Source organism: Pseudomonas sp. FW507-12TSA (assembly GCF_058781435.1).
The window spans coordinates 194,731-214,612 of sequence record NZ_JBYSWT010000003.1 but is presented as its reverse complement, the minus strand read 5'-3'; the positions used below and the strand labels follow the sequence as shown (position 1 = coordinate 214,612).

At 66.4% G+C, this 19,882-nt stretch carries 17 protein-coding genes; 4 read left to right on the top strand and 13 right to left on the bottom strand.

Features of this window, described 5'->3' with window-relative positions; translation table 11 throughout:
* Positions 1 to 62: 62 nt before the first annotated feature.
* From AC3WK8_RS04625 to AC3WK8_RS04600, 6 genes are all read right to left on the bottom strand, one after another.
* Positions 63 to 1,553, bottom strand: coding sequence for an aldehyde dehydrogenase (locus AC3WK8_RS04625; protein WP_103324542.1), 1,491 nt, complete (start codon positions 1,551 to 1,553; stop codon positions 63 to 65).
* A 220-nt stretch (positions 1,554 to 1,773) separates the two neighbouring features.
* Positions 1,774 to 2,937 carry an acetylornithine deacetylase gene (gene argE, locus AC3WK8_RS04620; RefSeq protein WP_103324541.1) on the bottom strand — a complete coding sequence of 388 codons (1,164 nt, stop codon included), beginning with the start codon at positions 2,935 to 2,937 and terminating at the stop codon, positions 1,774 to 1,776.
* Entirely contained in the window at positions 2,930 to 3,607 is a 678-nt protein-coding gene (locus tag AC3WK8_RS04615; RefSeq protein ID WP_085597993.1) for a DUF1028 domain-containing protein, read from the bottom strand. The genes argE and AC3WK8_RS04615 overlap by 8 nt, the downstream gene beginning before the upstream one ends.
* Positions 3,608 to 3,677: 70 nt before the next feature.
* Positions 3,678 to 4,088: a RidA family protein gene (locus AC3WK8_RS04610; protein ID WP_022639313.1), complete on the bottom strand. Its 411-nt coding sequence runs from the start codon at positions 4,086 to 4,088 to the stop codon at positions 3,678 to 3,680.
* Complete coding sequence (locus AC3WK8_RS04605) at positions 4,088 to 5,386, bottom strand: flavin-containing monooxygenase (RefSeq protein ID WP_103324540.1); 1,299 nt, start codon at positions 5,384 to 5,386, stop codon at positions 4,088 to 4,090. The genes AC3WK8_RS04610 and AC3WK8_RS04605 overlap by 1 nt, the downstream gene beginning before the upstream one ends.
* 194 nt (positions 5,387 to 5,580) lie before the next feature.
* Complete coding sequence (locus AC3WK8_RS04600) at positions 5,581 to 7,524, bottom strand: hybrid sensor histidine kinase/response regulator (protein ID WP_103324539.1); 1,944 nt, start codon at positions 7,522 to 7,524, stop codon at positions 5,581 to 5,583.
* 233 nt (positions 7,525 to 7,757) lie between these two features.
* On the opposite strand from AC3WK8_RS04600, the gene nspC reads away from it, so the two are divergent.
* From nspC to AC3WK8_RS04585, 3 genes are all read left to right on the top strand, one after another.
* A complete protein-coding gene (nspC, locus tag AC3WK8_RS04595) occupies positions 7,758 to 8,855 on the top strand; it encodes a carboxynorspermidine decarboxylase (RefSeq protein ID WP_085597990.1) in 1,098 nt (365 codons plus the stop codon).
* 31 nt (positions 8,856 to 8,886) lie between these two features.
* Complete coding sequence (locus tag AC3WK8_RS04590) at positions 8,887 to 10,131, top strand: saccharopine dehydrogenase family protein (RefSeq protein ID WP_103324538.1); 1,245 nt, start codon at positions 8,887 to 8,889, stop codon at positions 10,129 to 10,131.
* 210 nt (positions 10,132 to 10,341) lie between these two features.
* Positions 10,342 to 12,081, top strand: a complete 1,740-nt coding sequence (locus AC3WK8_RS04585) for a dipeptidase (protein ID WP_103324537.1) — start codon at positions 10,342 to 10,344, stop codon at positions 12,079 to 12,081.
* Between the two features lie 41 nt (positions 12,082 to 12,122).
* Here the strand turns inward: AC3WK8_RS04585 and AC3WK8_RS04580 are convergent, their stop codons facing one another.
* The 7 genes from AC3WK8_RS04580 to AC3WK8_RS04550 form a co-directional block, all read right to left on the bottom strand.
* Positions 12,123 to 13,088, bottom strand: coding sequence for a fatty acid desaturase family protein (locus AC3WK8_RS04580; protein WP_103324536.1), 966 nt, complete (start codon positions 13,086 to 13,088; stop codon positions 12,123 to 12,125).
* On the bottom strand, positions 13,075 to 13,695 hold the full coding sequence (locus AC3WK8_RS04575) for a phosphatase PAP2 family protein (protein WP_103324535.1): 621 nt from the start codon (positions 13,693 to 13,695) through the stop codon (positions 13,075 to 13,077). Before AC3WK8_RS04575 ends, AC3WK8_RS04580 begins: the two co-directional genes overlap by 14 nt.
* A 51-nt stretch (positions 13,696 to 13,746) precedes the next feature.
* Positions 13,747 to 14,838, bottom strand: coding sequence for a glycosyltransferase family protein (locus tag AC3WK8_RS04570; RefSeq protein WP_103324534.1), 1,092 nt, complete (start codon positions 14,836 to 14,838; stop codon positions 13,747 to 13,749).
* Entirely contained in the window at positions 14,835 to 15,569 is a 735-nt protein-coding gene (locus AC3WK8_RS04565; protein WP_031320029.1) for a hypothetical protein, read from the bottom strand. Before AC3WK8_RS04565 ends, AC3WK8_RS04570 begins: the two co-directional genes overlap by 4 nt.
* Positions 15,566 to 16,597 carry a hypothetical protein gene (locus AC3WK8_RS04560; RefSeq protein WP_256592258.1) on the bottom strand — a complete coding sequence of 344 codons (1,032 nt, stop codon included), beginning with the start codon at positions 16,595 to 16,597 and terminating at the stop codon, positions 15,566 to 15,568. The genes AC3WK8_RS04565 and AC3WK8_RS04560 overlap by 4 nt, the downstream gene beginning before the upstream one ends.
* Positions 16,598 to 16,635: 38 nt before the next feature.
* Positions 16,636 to 17,691, bottom strand: a complete 1,056-nt coding sequence (locus AC3WK8_RS04555; RefSeq protein ID WP_103324533.1) for a glycosyltransferase family 2 protein — start codon at positions 17,689 to 17,691, stop codon at positions 16,636 to 16,638.
* A gap of 96 nt (positions 17,692 to 17,787) precedes the next feature.
* On the bottom strand, positions 17,788 to 18,684 hold the full coding sequence (locus AC3WK8_RS04550) for a LysR family transcriptional regulator (protein ID WP_103324532.1): 897 nt from the start codon (positions 18,682 to 18,684) through the stop codon (positions 17,788 to 17,790).
* A 164-nt stretch (positions 18,685 to 18,848) separates the two neighbouring features.
* On the opposite strand from AC3WK8_RS04550, the gene AC3WK8_RS04545 reads away from it, so the two are divergent.
* The gene (locus AC3WK8_RS04545; RefSeq protein ID WP_053131433.1) at positions 18,849 to 19,835 is read left to right on the top strand and encodes an NAD(P)H-quinone oxidoreductase; all 987 of its coding nucleotides are present in this window, start codon (positions 18,849 to 18,851) and stop codon (positions 19,833 to 19,835) included.
* Positions 19,836 to 19,882: the final 47 nt, after the last annotated feature.

Here is a 19,882-nt window from a genome sequence, read left to right as displayed (position 1 = left end):
CCTGCCGCCAGGGCGGCAGGCGCGACGGCACCCGCACGGCGCCGCAAGGCATCGAGCAGGATTCAGCGCAGCTGGAACCAGGTGGTCTTGAGCTGGGTGTATTTATCGAAGGCATGCAGCGACAGGTCGCGGCCGAAACCCGACTGCCGGGCCCCGCCAAAGGGCACGGTGACGTCCAGGGCATCCATGGTGTTCACCGACACGGTGCCGACCCGCAGCTGCCGGGCCACGCGATGGGCCCGGTTGAGGTCGTCGGTCCACAGCGAGGCCGCCAGGCCGTAGACGCTGTCGTTGGCCAGGGCGATGGCCTGTTCCTCGCTGTCGAATGCGCTCACCGCCAGCACTGGGCCGAACACCTCTTCGCGGGCGATGCTCATCTGCGGCTGGACACCGGTGAAGATGGTCGGCTCGATGTAGTTGTCGCTGTCATCGATCCGCAGGCGCCGGCCACCACAGGCCAACTGCGCGCCCTGTTCCCGGGCCCGCTCGATATGGGCCATGACACTGGCAGCCTGGCGTGCATCGACCATGGCCCCGGCGCGGCTGGCCGGGTCCAGGGGATTGCCGGGGCGCCAGTCCCGGGCCTTGGCCAGCAGGCGCTCGACGAATTCATCGTGGATGCTGCGCTGCACCAGCAGTCGCGAGTTGGCCGAGCACACCTCGCCCTGGTTGTAGAAGATGCCGAACGCGGCCTTCTCGGCGGCCAGGTCCAGGTCCTGGCAATCGGCGAACACCAGGTTCGGGCTCTTGCCGCCACACTCCAGCCAGACCTGCTTGAGGTTGGACTGCGCCGAATACTGCATGAAGTACTTGCCCACCTCGGTGGACCCGGTGAATACCAGGCAGTCCACATCCGGGTGCAAGCCCAGGGCGCGCCCGGCCTCGGGCCCCAGGCCCGGTACCACGTTGAGCACGCCTTCGGGCAGGCCGGCCTCCAGGGCCAGCTCGGCCAGGCGCAGGGCCGAGAACGGCGATTGCTCGGCGGGCTTGAGCACCACCGAGTTGCCGGCCGCCAGGGCCGGTGCCAACTTCCAGGCGGCCATGTCCAGGGGATAGTTCCAGGGCACCACCGCAGCGACCACCCCCAGTGGCTCGCGGCGGATGCTGACATGGCTGTCGGCCGCGCCGGGGGCTACCTGGTCGTAGAGTTTGTCGATGCTCTCGGCGTACCAGGCGAAGACGTTGGCGGCGCCAGGCACATCGACATTCCAGGCTTCCATCACCGGCTTGCCCATGTTCAGCGAATCCAGCAAGGCCAGCTCCTCGCGGTGCTCGAGCAGCAACTGGGCCAGGCGCAGCAGTACCCGCTTGCGCTGTCCGGGGGCCATGCGCGCCCAGGGCCCCTGTTCATAAGCCTGGCGGGCGCTGGCCACTGCCAGCTCGACATCGTCGGCATTGCAGGCACTGACCTGGGCCAGCACCTGGCCGGTGGCGGGGTTGATGGCGTCGAAGGTCGCGCCTGACCGCGCCGGCTGGCGGCGTCCGCCGATCAGCGCCTGGTCTATGAATGTCTGTTGGGCAGCCCGTTGCTGCCAGTAACGAAGATCGAACACGCTGCATGCCCTCGTCGGCCGTTGCGACGGCCTGGTTGTTATAGGAGTTCAAGGCGATGGTGCGTCACTGGGGAGCGGAGGAAAAATACTAAAAATATGCTCCAGTCCCATGAAAAAGCTCTGTAGCAAGATAAGCCTCGACAGCCCGTCGCAGAGCCCTCGCGAACCGCAGCCCGGGCTGGCGCGCGGGGCTGTGCCAGGGTCGGCGGACGAGATCGATTCAGGCCGGTTGCGCCAGCCAGTCCGCCAGGCGCAGCAGCAGCGCATCGCAGGCCGCGAGCTGCTCCAGGCTGATGAACTCATCCGGCTTGTGTCCCTGGTCCATGCTGCCCGGCCCACACACCACCGTGGGGATGCCGGCCTCATGGAACAAGCCGCCCTCGGTGCCGAAGGCCACGGTGCCAAACTCCCGGGAACCAGTGAGCAGCGCCAGCAGTTCGGCAGCCTCGCTGTCGGGCGCGGTGGCCAGCCCCGGATAGGCACTCAAGGGCTGCAGGTCGATGGCGGTATCGGCGTGCACGGCGCGCATCCCGGGCAGCAACTGCTGCTGGGCATAGGCTTGCAACTCGTCCACCACCTGCCGGGGGTCGAAGCCCGGCAGGGTGCGCACCTCGAAATCGAACTGGCAATCCTGCGGCACGATGTTCAGTGCCCGGCCACCAGCGATGATGCCGGTCTGCAGCGTGGTGAAAGGCGGATCGAACCGTCGGTCATGGTGCTGCGGCTGCGCCAGGCGGGTGCCGATCTCCCCGAGCTTGCCGATCAACCGCGCCGCGTACTCGATGGCGTTGACCCCCTGGGGCGCATAGGCCGAATGACAAGCGGCGCCCCGCACCTGGCAGCGCATGGCCAGCTTGCCCTTGTGCCCCAGCACTGGCCGCAGCTCGGTGGGCTCGCCAATCAGGCACAGCTTTGGCCGGTGCGCTCGGGCCTGCAAGCGGGCGAGCATCGGCCTTACGCCGAGGCAACCCACCTCCTCGTCATAAGAGAACGCCAGGTGCACGGGTAGCCGCAACGGCTGCCGGAGCAAGGCCGGTACCGCCGCCAGCACCGCGGCGATGAACCCCTTCATGTCTGCCGTGCCACGCCCGTACAGGCGCCCTTCATGCTCGCTCAGCACGAAGGGCTCCACCGTCCAGGCCTGGCCATCCACCGGGACCACGTCGGTGTGGCCGGAGAGCACGATGCCGCCACGGTCGTCGGGACCGATGCTGGCGAACAGGTTGGCCTTGGTGCGCTCGGGGTTGTAGATCAGCTCGCTGTCGACCCCGAGGCCCGCCAGGTAATCGCGGATGAAGGCGATCAGCTCCAGGTTGGAATCACGACTGACCGTGGCGAAGCCCACCAACCTTGCCAGCAGTTCACGGCTCGACGGCTCATTCATTACCCGGCACTCCATAGGTGGGGGCCGCCGTGGGGTCCAGGGCCCGGGTCAGGTAGTCCTGCATCTGCGGGCGATAGGCTTGCCACAGGTCATTGAGCTGGCCGATGGGGTTCTCTTCGGCCCAGTCCACCCGCAGGTCGACCACGGGCCAGGTCAGGTCGTCCACCACCATCAGCGCCGCCGAATGCACCGGCCCGGCCTCGCCGCCGGCGCGCATCGCGGCGTGCATCGCCGCCAGCAAGCGTTCGGCGAGCATCCCCGGGGTGCCCTCGAAGGCTTGGACCATGGCCTCGATGACCTCGGTCCCGGCCAACAGGTTGCCGGCCGCCACGCACTGCTCGCCAGCCACGGCGTTGTGGGTGCCCAGGGCCTGCTGGCCGCTGAACAGCGCGGTGCGCCCCTGGTCGTCGATTACCGTGACCTGGCGGTATTGGCTCCAGCCATTGCGCCCCAGGGCCTGTTGCAGCGCCTGCTGCGGTTCCAGCTTGTGGCTCTCCAGCAGGTCGAGGATCTGCGGGCCCAGGGCCGGCAGGGTGACGTTCTGGGTGGCTACCGCCCCGACCCCGGCCCGGACCCAGGGACAGCGTGCGCCCACGGCGATGCTCGAGGAACTGATGGCAATGCCCAGCTGGCCGGTTTCGGCGCAGCGCCCAACGATGGAAAAAGTCATGGTAACTCCTTGGCCCCAAAAGGCCCCTGGGACGCGCCGAGCGGCGCCGCCAAACACCACAGCACGGCACTCACTCGGGAATCACCGCGATCACGTCGATCTCCATCAGCCACTGGGGCTGGCCCAGGGCCGCGACCACCAGGCCGGTGGAGATCGGGAACACGCCCTTGAGCCACTTGCCTACCTCCTGGTAGACCGGCTCGCGATAGCGCGGATCGGTGAGGTAGGTGGTGGTCTTGACGATATGGGCCAGCTCGCTGCCGGCCTCTTCCAGCAGTTGCTTGACGTTCTTCATCGCCTGTTCGGCCTGGGCTCGTGGATCGCCGAGCCCCACCAGGTTGCCGGCGAAATCGGTGCCCACCTGGCCCCGGACATACACCGTGTTGCCGGCGCGCACCGCCTGGCAGAGGTCGTTGTCCAGGGTCTGGTTGGGATAGGTGTCCTTGGTGTTGAACATGCGGATACGGGTATGGACTGGCATCAACGGGCTCCCACGGAACTGAAGGCATGGACGCTGGACCCGGCCGGCTCGCTGCCGTAGGCCTGGTACTTGCGCTGGGTGGCGATGTGATCGGCGATGTGCCTGGCGTCGTGCCAGACACCCCAGATGAACGACGAACCGCGCCGCGATAGCCACGGCAGGCCGAGGAAGTAGATCCCCGGCTCGCGGGACACGCCGCGCTGGTGCAAGGGCTTGCCCTGCTCGCTGAAGGTGTCGACCTGCAACCAGGAAAAATCCACGGCATAACCGGTGGCCCAGATGATCGAGGTGATGCCCGCGGCCCGCAGGTCCAGCTCGAGGATCGGCCGCGTCACGCACACTGGGTCCGGCAGGCGTCGCCGGGCTTCGGGTTCGGCCGGCAGGTCGAGGCCGTTGCGGGCGATGTAGGCGTCGGCGGCATCCAGCAGGGCCAGGTAGTTCTCGTCGCCCCGGGCCAGGTTGTCCACCAGGTCGGCCTGGAAGCTCACCCGGTCGCCGTCGAAGGCCTTGGTCAACCCCACCAGGGTGATTCCCTGGTGGGCCAGGGCGCGGAAGTCGATGGTCTGGCCGCCACGGGCACCACTGACGGCGATAGTCACGTGCTCGCGGCCGGGCTTGGCGATCTCGGCGTCCCACTCTCCCAGGACCCCGAGCCACCAGCAGAAATCACGGCCGCGGTAGGCGCGTGGCGGCCGGTCGTGAGCGCCCACCGACAGGTACACCTGGCGGCCGGCACGTTGCAGCTCATCGGCGATCTGCACCCCGGACGATCCGGCGCCCACCACCAGCACCGCGCCTGCCGGCAGTCGTTGCGGGTTACGGTAGTCGGCGGAGTGGATCTGCAGGAGCCGGGTATCGGCAGGAGCGATGGGCGGGATCACCGGGCGCTGGAACGGCCCGGTGGCCGCTACCACCCGATTGGCCTGGATCGGCCCCATGGACGTCTCGACCGTGAAGCCGGGACGACCGACGTTGCGCTGCACCTGGCGCACTTCGACACCGGTGCGGATCGGCGCGTCGACCTGGCGGGCATAGGCTTCGAAGTAGTCCGCCACCTGGTCCTTGGTGGCGAAGGCGTCGGGGCCCAGGTCGAATTCCAGCCCCGGGAAACGGTCGTGCCAGGCCGGGCCGTTGGCCACCAGCGAATCCCAGCGGCCACTGCGCCAGGCCTCGGCGATGCGCTTGCGCTCCAGCACCAGGTGCGGCACGCCCAGCTTGCCCAGGTGCTCGCTCATGGCCACGCCGGCCTGGCCCGCACCCACCACCAGGGTATCCACGTGTATTTGTTCAACGCTCATGTCTGTGTCCTTCTGCGAGACGGCAGGCGCCGGCGGAAGGCTCGGCGCCTTGTTTCAGAACCCGGGTTGTCAAGTCGGATGCGCAGATGGTGCGACAGGCGTTGGCGCAGGAAAATTACTAAATATGTGCTCGCTGCAGAGCAAAAAACGAGGCAGGTCCCTGGGGACTCGAGACCCGCCAGCGCGGCGCGGTATCAGTTGTCCGGGCCGCGAGCCCGGGATGTGCGCGGCACCATCGCCAGGGCCACGGCGGCCACCAGTTGCGCCTGGGTATAAGGTTTGACCAGGCGTGGCAACCCGACTACCTCATCCCCCAGGTGCCGGGCGTAGCCGGTGGCCAGCACGATCGGCAACTGTGGGCGCAGTTGTCGAACCGCCGCCACCAATTGCGCACCATCCATGCGCGGCATGGCCATGTCGGTAATCATCAGGTCGATGCCCGGGTACTGCGCGAAGGTCTCCAGGGCCTCGGCCCCGGAAGCGGCGCGGATCACCCGATGGCCCAGGTCCTCGAGCAACAACGTGGTGCTGTCGAGCACCAAGGCATCATCATCCACCAGCAGTACGCACAAGGACCTGACCACCGGCCCCGATTCCCCTGTCGGTTGCCGGGACGCGCGGGCCTCGCTGCGGTTGGCCAAGGGTAGCCAGAGCTCGGCGGTGGTGCCCTGCCCCTTGCAGCTCTTGAGCATCAGCCGGCCACCCAGTTGCTCGGCCAGGCCATGGACCATGGACAATCCAAGCCCGGTGCCCTTGCCCAGGCCCTTGGTGGTAAAGAACGGATCCGTAGCGCAAGCCAGGGTCTGTTCATCCATGCCTTCGCCGCTATCGATCACTGCCAGGCAGACGCAGGGTGGCTGGCGCAGGTCGACGGCACCAGGCATCCGGGCCTGGATCAGGATCGCGCCACCGGCGGGCATCGCATCACGGGCATTGGCCACCAGGTTGAGCAGCGCCAACTCCAACTGGTTGACATCGACCTGCACTGCGGGCAGGTCCTGGGGTACGTCCAGCTGGATCGTGACCTGCGGTCCCACGGAGCTGCGCAACAGACCATCGAGCCCGTAGACCAGCGGGTACAGGTCGACGGCCTCGGTCTTGAGTTCCTGCCGGCGGGCAAAGGCCAGCATGCGTTGGGTCAGCGTGACGCCGCGCTCGGTGCCCAGCAGCGCGTTGTCCACCAGGCGCGACAGCCTGGGATCTTCGCCGATGCGCTTGCGCAGCAACTCGAGGTTGCCGCGGATCACCGTCAGCAGGTTGTTGAAGTCATGGGCGATACCGCCGCTGAGCTGGCCGATGGCTTGCAGCTTCTGGGACTGGAACAGCGCCTCGCGCGCCGCTTCCAACTCCTTCTGGGCCGCGACCACCTCGCTGATATCGCGGGTGATCTTGGCGAAACCCAGCAGCTCGCCATTGTCGGCGCGGATCGGATCGACCACCACATGGGCCAGGAACTGCGTACCGTCCTTGCGCATGCGCCAGCCCTGCTTCTCGAAGCGCCCTTGGCGCACGGCGATCTCCAGGGTATTGCGCGGTTCGCCGGCGGCCCGGTCCTGGAGCGTATAGAACAGTGAGAAATGCTTGCCGATGATGTCTTCGGGCGCATAGCCCTTGATGCGCTGGGCGCCCGGGTTCCAGCTGCTGACCCGGCCCTCGGGGTCGAGCATGTAGATCGCGTAGTCGGTCACGCTCTGCACAAGCAGGCGAAATTGCTGCTCGCTCTGCTTCAGGGTCTGTTCGGCACGCCGCTGCTCGGTCATGTCGCGGGTGATCTTGGCAAACCCCAGCAAGAACCCCTGGGGATCACGGATCGGATCGATCACCACATGACACCAGAACCGCGTACCGTCCTTGCGCAGTCGCCAGCCTTCGCCTTCGAAGCGGCCCTGGTCGGCGGCCACCGCCAGCGCCCGGTCGGGCAATCCGGCCTGGCGATCCTCAGGGGTGTAGAAGCAGGAGAAATGCGCGCCGAGGATCTCCGCTTCCTGGTAACCCTTGAAACGCCTGGCACCGCTGTTCCAACTGACGACCCGGCCGTGGGGGTCGAGCATGTAGATCGCGTAGTCCACCACGGCGTCGACCAGCAGGCGGAACCGATCGTCGCTCAGGGGGTTGCAAGGCGCAGGCTGATCACTCATGACGGCTTCCGTTATCGATATCGTAGGAACAGGAGCAAGACCGGCAGCCATGCCGCTGGCAACTCGCACAGCCGGGGGCGCGGGCCTGCCCACGGTCCCCTCATCGCATGCATTGGCCGATGACGCAAGAGCACAAGCGGCCATCCGGCGAAAATCCATTTCCGTGCTTTCGATCTGTGGACACTGAAGGCACAATGCGTACCTTTTTGGCTGGCCCTGCCGGAGATCGCCCAATGATCAAGACGCCTTACTACCTCATCGACAAACAGAAGCTGCTGGTCAACATGCAGAAGATCGCCTATGTGCGCGAGCAATCCGGCGCCAAGGCCCTGCTGGCCCTCAAGTGCTTCGCTACCTGGTCGGTGTTCGACCTGATGCAGCAGTACATGGACGGCACCACCTCCTCGTCGCTGTACGAGCTCAAGCTGGGCCGGCAGAAGTTCGCGGGCGAGACCCATGCCTACAGCGTGGCCTGGGCCGACGATGAGATCGAGGAAATGCTCGATAACTGCGACAAGATCATCTTCAACTCCATCGGCCAGCTGCAGCGCTTCGCCGAACAGTCCGCCGGCAAGGTCCGCGGCCTGCGGGTCAACCCCCAGGTAAGCAGCTCCGACTACCTGCTGGCCGACCCGGCTCGTCCATTCAGCCGCCTGGGCGAATGGGACCCGGCGAAGATCGAGCAAGTGATCGAGCAGATCAGCGGCTTCATGTTCCACAACAATTGCGAGAACGGCGACTTCGGCCTGTTCGACCAGATGCTGAATCACATCGAGGAGCGCTTCGGCCACCTGCTGCACAAGGTCGACTGGGTCAGCCTCGGCGGCGGCATCCACTTCACCGGCGAAGACTATGCCCTGGATGCGTTCTGCGCCCGGCTCAAGGCCTTCTCCGAAAAGTACGGCGTGCAGGTGTACCTGGAGCCCGGCGAAGCGGCGATCACCCAGAGCGCCTCGCTGGAAACCACCGTGCTCGACACCCTGTACAACGGCAAGCACCTGGCGGTGGTGGACAGCTCCATCGAAGCGCACATGCTCGACCTGCTGATCTATCGCCTCAATGCCAAGATGGCCCCCAACGACGGCGAGCACACCTACATGGTCTGCGGCAAGTCGTGCCTGGCCGGCGACATCTTCGGCGAGTACCAATTCGAGCGTCCGCTGGCCATCGGCGATCGACTGTCGTTCGTTGACGCGGCGGGTTACACCATGGTCAAGAAAAACTGGTTCAACGGTCTGAAAATGCCGTCCATCGTCGTGAAACAACTCGACGGTAGTGTCGAAGTGGTTCGCGAGTTTGGTTTCGAAGACTACCTGTCCAGCCTTTCCTGAACGGGCAGGTAATTAAGGAGAAGTAAGTAAATTGAAGAAGAATGTTCTTATCATTGGTGCAGGAGGTGTCGCCAAGGTGGTGGCCCACAAGTGCGCGCAGCACAACGACGAACTCGGTCGTATTGCTATCGCGTCGCGCAACATCTCCAAATGCCAGGCCATCATCGACAGCGTAAAGGCCAAGGGCAGCCTCAAGGTGCCCGCCGATATCCAGGCCTTCTCGCTTGACGCTCTGGATGTCGAGGCGACCAAGGCGCTGATCCGCGAGACCGAATCGCAGATCGTCATCAACGTCGGTTCCGCCTTCCTCAACATGTCGGTGCTGCGTGCCTGCATCGATACCGGCGTGGCCTACCTGGACACCGCGATCCACGAAGAGCCGGGCAAGATCTGCGAGACCCCACCGTGGTACGGCAACTACGAGTGGAAACACCTCGAGGAATGCCAGCAGAAGAACGTCACCGCCATCCTCGGCGTGGGCTTCGATCCGGGCGTGGTCAACGCCTACGCTGCCCTGGCCAAGCAACAGCATTTCGAGCGCATCGACTCGATCGACATTCTCGACGTCAATGCCGGTTCCCATGGCAAGTATTTCGCCACCAATTTCGACCCGGAAATCAATTTCCGCGAATTCACCGGACAGGTGTGGAGCTGGCAGGACAGCCAGTGGACCAGCAACACCATGTTCGAAGTCAAGCGTACCGACGACCTGCCAGTGGTGGGCTCGCAGAACCTGTACCTGACCGGCCACGATGAAGTGCACTCGCTGTCCAAGAACCTGCAAGTGCCCAACGTGCGCTTCTGGATGAGCTTCGGCGAGCATTACATCAACGTGTTCACCGTGTTGAAGAACCTGGGCCTGCTCTCCGAGCAGCCGGTCAAGACCGCCGAAGGCCTGGAAGTGGTGCCGCTCAAAGTGGTCAAGGCCGTGCTGCCCGACCCGGCTTCCCTGGCCCCGGGCTACACCGGCAAGACCTGCATCGGCGACCTGGTCAAGGGCACCAAGGACGGCCAGCCGCGCGAGGTGTTCATCTACAACGTGGCCGACCACGAGCAAGCCTACGCCGAGACCGACAGCCAGGGCATTTCCTACACCGCAGGCGTGCCGCCAGTCGCCGCCGCCCTGCTGGTGGCCCGTGGCGAGTGGGATGTGCAGCGCATGGTCAACGTCGAGGAGCTGGCGGCCGAGCCGTTCCTCAAGGCGCTGGACGTGATGGGACTGCCGACCCGCATCAAGGACGAGCATGGCGACCGTCCGTGGGACGCCGTCATCTAAAGTAGTCCCCAACGCAGGGGGCGCCCACCGCGGCGCCCCCTGCCCCGCCGGCGACACATCTTTCGTTTGTGCGCCGCTTTTGCATTTCCGTGCGACAGTTCCCCTTTCCGGGGCTCCCGCAGCCCTCCTGCGCAGTGTTAGCTTGGCAAGGTTTCTGTCTGGCCTATCAGACATTCCCTACCCACCTCCTGCAAAGGAATGCCCTGCGTAATGGACTTTTCCCTCAAGCACCTGGCCACGGCCACCCTGATGCTCGCCAGCCTGTCGGCGTTTGCCAACGTCGCCCAGGCCAACATCACGCCGCAACAGAGCGCGGCCATCCTCAAGAACTTCAACGACGCCTCGGTCAAGGACTTCCGCCAGTTTATCGGTGAGGTCGCCAAGAGCCAGCCGGGCAAGAGCGCCCACCTGGCCCCGGCCATCGATGGCTTCCTGGCCGGCAAGACGCTCTCGGCCGAGCAGCAGAACGAGATCCATCGCCTGCTCGGGCTCTATGCCCGGGTCAAGTACGGCAAGGCCGCCACTGAAACCCTGCGCGAACTGGTGGCCATCCCCACCTTCCGCGTGGATGGCGTGCCCCAGCACGAGAACCCGGAATTCCTCAAGATCGCCGACAAGATCAAGGGCCTGGCCCAGGGCTTCGGCCTGGCGTTTCGCAATGTCGACAACCGCGTCTACGAGATCTCCCTGCCCGGCAGCGGCGACGAAGTAGTGGGCATCCACGCCCACGCCGACGTGGTGCCGGTCACCCCGGAGAACTGGGTGCTGCAGGACGGTACCCGGCTCGACCCGTTCAAGGTCACGCTGATCGGCGACCGGATGTACGGGCGCGGCACCGAGGATGACAAGAACGGCATCGTGGTGGCGCTGTACGCCATGAAGATCGTCAAGGAAGAGCAGTTGCCCCTGGCCCGCAACTTCAAGCTGCTGGTGGACACCACCGAGGAAACCAGCGGCGATGCCATCCCCTACTACTTCGAACACAACCCGGTGCCCAACTACAACCTGGCGCTCGATGGCGGCTACCCGGTGGTGATCGCCGAGAAAGGCTATGGCACCGTAATGGCGACCTTCGCCCAGCGTGCCGCCGAGGGCACGGGCGCGCAGATCACCCACTTGACCGGCGGCCTGGCCACCAACCAGATCCCCTCCACCTCGGTGGCGACCCTGGTGACCGAGCAGCCGGCCGAACTGGTGGCCAGCCTGCAGAAGGCCGGGGCCGAGTACGTCAAGCGCCACGGCGGCAACTTCAAGATCGACGCCCGGGTGCAAGGCAAGGACGTGCTGCTGACCGTCACCGGCGTGTCCGCCCACTCCTCCGAGCCCGAGTCCGGGGTCAATCCGGTGGCGCGGATGCTGGACTTCGTCCACGGCCTGGAGGGCAAGGTGGCGCTCAAGCACAACTCGTTCACCGACGCCGCGCACTACCTCGCCGACAACTGGGGCCTGGACTACGAAGGCAAGAAGCTGGGCGTGGGCTTCTCGGACGCCTTCATGGGCCCGCTGACCACCTCGCCGACCCTGGTCAGCGTGGATGACAAGGCGCTGAAGGTCGCGGTGAACCTGCGCGTGCCCAAGGGCAAGGCGCCAGAGGCGCTGAAGGCGCAGATCAGCGACAAGCTGGAGGCCTGGAGCAAGCAGAACCAGGTGGCGGTGCAGTTCAATACCTCGGTCGCCGCACCGATGTACCGCAATCCCGAGGGCGAATGGGTCAAGGCGCTGCTGGACGTGGCCAGCGAGAACCTGGGCATGGCCCACAAGTTCGGCACCTCCGCCGGGGCGACCTCGGTACATGAACTGCCCAACGGCGTGCAATTCGGCCTGGCGCGTCCGGAGGTGAAATACACCGGCCACACCGACAACGAGTTCAAGACCGTGGAGCAGTTCCTGCTGGACCTGCAGATCGTCACCGAGATGGTCGGCCGGGTCGGACAGCTGCCCAAGCTCTAGCCGTCCCCTTGGCACTGGCCCCTGGGGCCAGTGCGCCTGCCTCAGTCGCCCGCAGCGTCCTGCGCCGGGCGGCTGACATCCCGCAGCACCGCGATATAGCCCCGATAAAGGTTTTCCACCGGCAGCAGCCCTCGGGCCGCCAGCTGGCGATGGGCGCTGCGCAGGTGATAGAAGGGTATGCGCACGTAGAGATGGTGTTCGATGTGGTAGTGGATCCCGTGGGGGCCGAAGACGAAGGTCTGCCAGTTGGGCGCCACGATGCTGCGGGCGTTCTGGCTCTGGTCGGCGTTGGCGGGCAAGCCCGCATGCTCGAGGATCGCCCGCACGCGCCCCATCAGCGGCAACAAGGTGATGGCCGGCAGCAACCACAATCCCAGGTAGAGCCATGGATGCCCGGACCAGGCCAGCAGTCCCAGCAGCAAGCCATTGCCCACCAGCATCGACAGGACTTCGCCGAGCACCTGGCGCGGCGACTTGTCGACCTTGGGCAGGCAGTGGCGGTGGTCGCCGCGAACCAACTTGAAGGCGCTGATGAAGTACCCCGCCCCACACAGGTCCGCCGCCAGGCGCAAGGCCAGGCGCCGCCGAGGCAATGGATAGTCCCCGATGCCGAACACCGCCACCACCGGATCGTCGTGCAGCATGGGCTGGCGATGATGCTTGAGGTGCCCGGCCCGATAGGTGCGCAGGGACAGGAACAACGGACCGGCGGCCAGCCATTGGCCGACCCGGTCATTGGCCGACTGACGACGCAACAGCACGCCATGGGCGCTCTCGTGCATGATCACCGCCAGCGCCAGCTGGCTGCGGGCGATGACCAGCGCCGCCAGCAGGTACGTCAGGGGGTGCGGCCAATAGGCGGCACAGGCGAATGCCGCACCGATCAGGCCCCAGTCGGCCAGCAACGCCAACAGGCCGATCCAGGGCTTGAGGACGAACCACTCGGCGGCGGGGGTAAAGGCGCGCAATGCCAGGTTGGCCCCGGCACGCGATTCAAGCTGGGACACGGCGAATGCTCCCTTGTCGGTGAGTGGCCAAGGCGCAGGCCAGGGCCAGTAGCAGGCCGCCAGCGACGTCGACCAGGGTGTGCTGCTTGAGGGTCAGGGTCGACAGGCAGATCAACAGGCCGCTGCCGGCGACCAGCCATTTGCCACGCCGGCCCCACAGTGCTCGGCAGGCCAGGCAAGTCACGGTTACATGCAGGCTGGGAAAACCGTTGCAGGCCAGGTCCAGTTGCCACATCCGGCTCAGTCGCTGCTGCAGGAAGCCGCTGCCGAGTTCGCCGAGATCCGGCCGGGGCACCTGCTCGGGAAACAGCCAGAAGCACAACAGGCTCACGACGAAGGCGATACCGGTTGCGTTGCGCAAGGCCTTGAAGCCCTGTTGGCTGGCGTAGGCCGCCGCCAACAGCACAAAGGGAAAGAACAGCACGTAGAGAAACCAGGACTGGGCCACGAAAGGAATCAGCTCATCCAGCGGCGTGACCCAGTGATAGCGCGGCGTGACCAGGCGCTGCAGGCCGATGAACGCGCCCAGCCCCAGCAGCAAGCCAAACGCCGCCGCCAGGGCCTGCCGAGGATTGGCGGACCCCAGACGCGGCCAGGAGCCGGTCATGGCTGTCGGCTCGCCGCGGGCATGGGGACATGGCGACTCAAGGCGGCGCCCTCACAAGCCAAGCAGATGGTTGGCCCAGGCATCGATCCGTGCCTGGGCCCGCTGGTTGCCCGACATCACGTCAGGCGCTGGGGCGAGCGCGCTCAATTGCTGCGCCGCCGCACTCACCTGGCGCCGAAAGTCGGCAATGTCGCCGCGCCAGGTCACCACCCGGTGCAGCAGTTGCAACCGGCTGGCCCGGGCCGCATTGCTGGCCTGCTCCGGCTGGTTGCTCACCACCAGGATGATCGGCCGCTGGTAGACCCGGGCGATGGACAGCGCCGCCATGCCGGGTGCCGATACCAGCAGTTGCGCCCGGGCCGCGCGGCTGGCCCAGTGCGGGTCGACCCCGAGCCAGCCGTTGCGCCCGGCATACCCCTCGCCCACCAGGTGCCGATCCAGGCCGGCATCGCCCAGGCCGGCCTCCAGGGCATCGGCCAGCCCGGGTTCGCGAAAGTGCGGATTGAGGTACACCGCCGCGCCCACCGCGGCCGGTTCCTGCACCGCCTCGGCCAGGGCCACCGGGGTCGGCAGGCGATACAGCGCTCGGGCCACGGTATCGTCGATCTCGTAGGCAAAATCGTGCTCGATGCGCGCCCGCGCAGCGTTGATCTGGCACCCGACGATCCAGGCGAACAACCGCCCGAACTGCCGTGGCCACATGCCGTCGAAGTTGTTCAGCAACGCCACCTTCAGGCTCGCGCCGTACACATGCACCACCTTGCGCCGCCAGCCCGGCAGCATGCCCATGTACAGCAACGCCGGGTGGAAGGAGTCGTTGACCACCAGCTCCACGCCGCGCAAACGGCGCCGCAGCTGGAGGATATCGCGCAGCATCCGCCCGGGACGGAACAGGTACTGGGCGACATTGCGATTGGTGGCCCGGCGCAGCATGTTCTGCTGGCTGTCGAACTGCACCGCATAGTGGCGGGAAAGGACCTCGGCCTGGACCCCAAAACTGTGCAGGAAGCGCTGGCCCTGGTCCGACGTGGTCAGCACCTCGACCTGGGCGCCGGCCGCGCGCAGCGCATGCACCAACAACTGCGCGCGCATCAGGTGGCCACGGGCATCGGCGGTGGCGAGATAGAGAATGCGTGGAGTCATCGAATGGCGCCGCGCCCACCGCCCAGCACCCAGCCGGCCAGGTACATCGCCAGGGCACCGGTCACGCCAAAGCTCGCATCGACCCGGCGGATATCCTTGAGCAGGCGCGCCAGGTGCACGGTTTCATGGGGGGCGACAATGCGTTGCAAGGTGCCCTGGCACAGGCGCACATGGGCTTTTTCATCGGCCAGGACCTGCGACAGCAACGGATACAGCCCATGCTCGGCGCCGATGACCGCGCAGTGGCGGCTCAGCACCCGTTGCGCCATCTGTTCGGCACACAGGCCGGTGGCATAGGCCGGCACCAGCAGGCCATGCTCGAAATGCCCCGCATAGCGACGGGCCAGGCGCTGCCAGCGCAGGATCTTGCGCCGGCTGAGCCAATCCGGTTCCAGGCGTGCCGTTCCTTCGCCGCCACGTTCGCCCAGGGCCGCGGCGAACAGCGTCACGTGCCGTTGCTCATCGGCCAGGTGCCGCTCGACCTGGCGCTCGAGCCAGGGTGGCGACTGCGGCAGCAACTCATCCAGCAGCGCACGTTCGGTGGCATCCTCCCCAGCCAGGTAGATGCGCAGCAGCAAGCGCTCCCCACGCACGCTGCGATGCAGGCGCTGCAGGGCGACGCGCTTGATACGATCCACCAGGCGCGCCTGTACGGCTCCCAACCCACGGGGCCGGGGCATGTCCAGGCAACTGAAGTCCGCTTGGCTTGCAAGCGCTTCGCCAGCACTCATGGCACGGACTGCGCGGTGTCCACGCCCTGGGTCGCAGTGGTGGCCGCCTGGGCGCTGCGATGCCAGGCCAGGATCAGGCCGATGAAGCTGTCACGCATGAAGGCCGTACCGCTGGCAGTGGCCCCGGGGAAACTCTGCTCCTGGCCGTTGTAACGCAGGTAGCCCTTGCCATTGACCGCGCCCAGTTCCAGGCGGTCGTGCTTGTGCAAGCCACGCTGGCGCACGTCCTCGAGCAAGGGGCTGTCCTCCAGGCCGAAGACGAACAGCTGGCGCTGGACCACCCACCGCGGAATCTGGCCACTCAAGGCTTGCAGGTCGAGGTTCCAGGTGCCCTGCTCCAGCACCTGGTCCAGCGGCAGGCTGCCTGGTTGCCTCGAGCTGAAGCGGGCACGCATCAGCGACTTCGAGACCCGCCCGACCCCCAGGCCGATGGTGATGTCATCGGCCGTCGGATTTTTCTCGTCGCTGGGACGCACCACCACCAAATAGCTGGCGACCCGGGCGGCGATCGATGGCTGCGCCAAGACCTTGCGCGCCAGCTCGGGATTGAGCAGCACGTGCTCGTCACGCCCCTGATGGACGCTGATCTGGTAAGGGTCCAGGGCGATATCCCGGAAGGTGCCACGCACCGGCGCATGTACATAGGTGTCGGCCTTCCAGGTCTTGCCCGAGCGCCGCACCAGTACCTGCAAGCTCAAGGGCACGCGCTGGCCGTCGCTGGCAATGCCGCTGCCATGCAGCAGCACGTCGCCGATCACCCCCTTGCCGGCAGGCCGGGCCTCGACGCTGAACACTATGGTGCGCGCCTGCGGGTCAACGCTGGCCCGTGCGTCCGCCACGTCCAGGGCCAGGCGGTTGCAGTTTTGCGCGGCGCCGCCCTGGACCGTCGCACAGCCACTGCCGGAGACGAAGTGCAGCACGCTGCGGCCGTTGATTTCGCTGGGGGCGGCGCTGGCCGGGGTGGCGTACGCCAACCATGCCAGGCACGCCAGGGAGGAGCCGAATGCGGCCAGGGGTTTCATGCTCATGGGAACTTCCTGTAGGGGTGCCAAGGGGGCGGCGCGGATCAATCCAGCTGGCGGTGATAGGACAGGGCTTGCCCCTGGCGCGCGCTGGCACGGCCGATGTTCAACCCCAGCCCGCGGACCAGCGCGCCGGCGCTATCCAGGGACGAGATACCGAGTATCGCCAGGATCGCACCCAGGCGCCGCCGCCCATGCACGGCCGGCAGGTCCTGGTGGTTGAGTGCGCGCAGGCTGTAGCCCAGGCGCCCGAGCATCACGCACAAGGGGCCGATAGGTCCGCTGCGTCCGAGCCATTGCAACCAGCCCGGCATATAGGCACGCACCAGGTGGGGGGTCAGGTCGACACTGTCGCCACCACGCAACCAGCGCAGCTTGAACACTTCGCCACGGCTGTCGGGCAACTGGTGCTCGGTATGGGCCGCCGGAACGTAGCGTACCGCCACCCCCGCCGCCTGCAGGCGCAGGCCCATGACCTGGCAGTGGGCACGGTAGACGCCGTCCAGCGGCTGGTAGCGATACTGCTCGAAGGTGGCACAACGAAAGGCCACGTTGTTCGCGTAGAAATTGCGGGTCGCCCGGGCACCGAGCGGGCTGGGGAAGTACATGAAGTCGATGGTGGTCAACGCGCTGCCGACCACGCTCGGGGCATAGCTGGTGCGCCCGGCCACGGCCAGGGGCGCATCCGTCTCGGTGAAGGGCAAGAGCAACTGCTCCAACCAGTGGCCGGCGGGAAGGCAGTCGGCATCGGCGAACACCACGTACTGGCAGCGCGCCTGGTCGACCGCCTCGAAACCGATATTCTTGGCCTCGTAGTAACCGGTGCGGGGATCGATCTCGACGAATTCCAGCGCTCGCCCGGCCAGTGCGCACAGCGCCTCCCGGGCCTCTTGCCCGAGGCCATCGTGGGTGATGACCCATTGGCCGAGCGATTGCGGGCAGAGGCTCTGGCGAGCCAGGCGGGCTACCAGGTGCTTGAGGCTGTCCAGGGCCTGCGCCGCGTCCTTGCCGCCGCGCAGGTTGTTGGTTTCCAGCACCAGCGCGGCACTGCCGGCGATCGCTGCCAGGGGCCCGGTATCACAGGCGGGCTGTTGCGACATCCGGGTCGTCGATTGTTGGCTATCCATGGCGCGGTATCTCAGGAAAAGGCAGGGCTGCCGGGCTTCAGGCGCGCAATCACAGCATTATTCCGAGGATTATTCAAACGGCGGATTCGCCGGCCCGCCAGTATTGGCGAAGGACCGCGCCAGGTGCTCCATCACCAGGCGCATGCGCGTGGTATGCCGCAGGTCCTGGTGGGTGACCATCCACACCTCATATGGCTTGCCGGCCGTGCGCCCGGGCCAGATCCGCTCCAGGCCATCACGCCGGCCCATCTCGATGGGGATCTCGCTGATGCCCAGGCCCTGGGCGATCGAGCGTCGCAACAACATGTTGGAGTTCACCGCCATCACCACCCGGGCCTGGTCGATGGGCTCGTCGAGCAAGGTCGGCTGCGCACGATCCCGCCAGTACGGCTCGTACATCACCAGGTTATGGCCCTTGAAGCCGGTGCCTGGCTCGGGCTGGCCATGGCGCTCCAGGTATTCGCGCGCGGCGAACAGGCCCATCGGCCACTCGGCCAGCTTGCGCAGGATCAGGTCGGGATTGTCCGGACGCAGGTTCCTGATGGCGATGTCGGTTTCGCGCCGTGACAGGTTGACCACCTCGGAGGTGCTGTTGAGCACGATGCGGATATCCGGATGCGCAAGGTGCAGCGCCTTGAGCGCCGGCATCACGAAATCACAGGCCAGGGAGTCGGTGGTGGAAATCCGCACTTCGCCGGCCAGTTCGTTATCCATCCCCCCGGTACGCCGGATCAGCTCCAGGGCCATCTGCTCCATCTTCCCGGCCATCGCGAAGGCCATTTCGCCAACGCTGGTCAGCTGGTAGCCGGCCGGAGTGCGCAGGAACAGGGTCGATCCCAGGTCCGCCTCCATGGCCGCGATACGCCGCCCCACCGTGGCCTGGTCCACGTGCAGGACCCGCGCCGCACGGCGCAAGGTCAGCTCGCGCCCGAGGGCCAGCAGGACCCGTGCATCATCCCAGTTCATTCAAGATTTCCCCCTGAAGAATCATTGCAACACAGCCTCGCAAAATCGCCGCGCGCCGGCACCGGCCCGCTTGCGTAACCTTTGCCCACCCCAGCCCGAACGGCCGGCATCCACCTTACCAGGACCCATTCATGAGCCATTCCCATAGTGCGCCAGAGGCGCAGATGACCGTTATCGAGATCACCCGGCCGGGTGATCCACAGGTATTGAAACCTGCCCGCCGGGCGGTGCCTACCCCTGGCCCACGGGAGATCCTGATCCGGGTCCACGCCGCTGGCGTCAACGGCCCCGACCTGCTGCAGCGCAAGGGCCTCTACGATCCGCCAGCCGGCGCCTCGGACATCCCGGGCCTGGAGATCGCCGGGGAAGTCGCGGCCCTGGGCAGCGAGGTGACGCGCTTCAGCGTGGGTGACCCGGTGATCGCCCTGGTCACTGGCGGCGGCTACGCCCAGTACACGGTCGCCGACGAGCGCACCACCATGCACCTGCCCGGTGGCCTGTCGATGATCGAAGCTGCGGCGCTGCCCGAGACCTTCATGACCGTGTGGGTCAACCTGTTCCAGCGCGGCCAGTTCAAGGCCGGCGAATCGCTGCTGGTGCATGGCGGCGCCTCCGGCATCGGCACCACGGCGACCATGCTGGCCAAGGCCCTGGGCGCGTCGAAGATCTTCACCACGGTCGCCAATGCACAGCAACAGGCGGCCAGCCTGGCCCTGGGTGCCGACGTGGCCATCGACTACAACCGCGAGGACTTCGTCGAGCAAGTGCTGCTCGGGACCGAGCAGCTTGGGGTCGACGTCATCGTCGATATCATTGCCGGCGACTATGTGGCGCGTAACTTCCAGGCCGCAGCGATGAACGCGCGGATCGTGCAGATCGGCGTGGTCAAGGGCCCGGCGACCCAGGTCGACCTGTTCCCGATGCTGGTCAAGCGCTTGACCCACCTGGGCTCGACCCTGCGCTCGCGCAGCCCAGAGGACAAGGCCGGAATCATCGCCGAGCTGGAATCCAAGGTCTGGCCCCACGTCCAGAGCGGCGCGGTCAAGCCATTGATCTTCAAGACCTTCGCCTTGACGGATGCCGACCAGGCCCACGCCCTGATGGAGTCCGGCCAGCACATCGGCAAGGTGGTGCTGACCGTCGCCCACTAACCCCGGAGCCCAGGCCGAGGTTGTCCATGACGACCTCGGCCGTGCCC